This is a genomic window from Microcystis sp. M53603_WE2, from assembly GCF_030065435.1.
Genome location: NZ_JASJFF010000432.1, coordinates 1 through 1,252 on the forward strand (window position 1 = coordinate 1; position 1,252 = coordinate 1,252).

At 39.7% G+C, this 1,252-nt stretch carries 2 pseudogenes; one reads left to right on the forward strand and one right to left on the reverse strand.

Annotated features, from left to right (window positions below):
• Positions 1 to 98: 98 nt before the first annotated feature.
• A pseudogene (locus PX481_RS30090) lies at positions 99 to 282 on the reverse strand (IS110 family transposase); the annotation flags it as partial.
• A gap of 83 nt (positions 283 to 365) precedes the next feature.
• Between PX481_RS30090 and PX481_RS09015 the strand changes: the two are divergent.
• Positions 366 to 1,109, forward strand: a pseudogene (locus tag PX481_RS09015) (DUF7149 domain-containing protein); the annotation flags it as partial.
• Positions 1,110 to 1,252: the final 143 nt, after the last annotated feature.

Sequence of the window (1,252 nt, forward strand, 5' to 3'; positions counted from 1 at the left end):
CCATACCTCACATTTTAGCATATATTTCGTAAACGATGCTCATATTTAACAGTAAAGCCGTCGTAGAACGACGGGGTTTCAGACCCAAAATTTTCGATGACTTTCTCGGGCCATTGTTGGTTAGCTTGGGTCAATTCCTCAATTTCTTGATTGAGTTTTTCAAGGCAGTTATCGAGATACTCAAGATGGGCTTCGATATCGAGCTTTACCGCGAGCGCGTTCCCGTCGGTTCTTTTCGGCAGTCCGCATCTCGACAAGTTGCCGGCGACGACTAATTAAGTCCTACCGCTAACCCATCCTACAAATAATTGTGCCTCCCTACTTATAATAAAATTAGTCGGTAGTTTCCCTAGAGGTAAATTTTTATGATTGTCAATAAGCGAGAACTCAAGCAAGCCTTAAATCGGGTGTACTTAAAAATCAAGCCTGATGCTGAAACAATTCAGGTTTTTCGAGCTAATTTGGTGCGCTTGTTGGACCAATGTGACAGCAAAAAGTCGGAAGAGTTTAATAAAAATTTGCTGATAGATTTTTTGAAAAATACCTATTATGCTGATCGCTATTTTATCAATACAAAAGAGCGCATTGATCTGGTGATTCATAATAACCAGGATGTTAAAAGTCCAGTGGGGGTCATTTTTGAGACGAAGAAGCCTACTCGGACAATAAATGCAGAAATGCCAAGACTGGATAATCTCAATACCAAGGCTTTTCAGCAGTTAGTTTTATATTTTCTCCGCGAAAGGGTGACGGATAAAAATCTTGAGATTAAACACTTGATCGTAACAAATATTTATGAGTGGTTTATTTTCGATGCGAAGATTTTTGAGGAGTTGTTTTTTGCTAATAAGGCTCTAGTTAACCAGTTTTGCGATTTTGAAGCAGGGAGACTGAGTAGTACAAAAACGGATTTTTTCTATCAACAAATTGCCGAACCAGCGATCACTAAAGTTATTGAGCAAATTAAGTTTACTCATTTTGATCTGCGAGATCTGGAAAATTTAGACCTGCTTGATATTTACAAGATTCTTGCGCCAGAACATTTACTTAAGTTACCTTTTGTTAATGACAGTAATACTTTAAATAAGCCTTTTTATAATGAGCTTTTGTAGCAACATCTCAAAAACCGCTGAGAGGTAAGATGAAAGCCACGACAGCATCTCTGGCCTCTCAGCCTATCGCCTGTGGCTGTTAGGTAGTGTCTAGCTAGTGACCAACTTCCAGGCTGAGACTGTTCTGGGGAGCCGCCCGC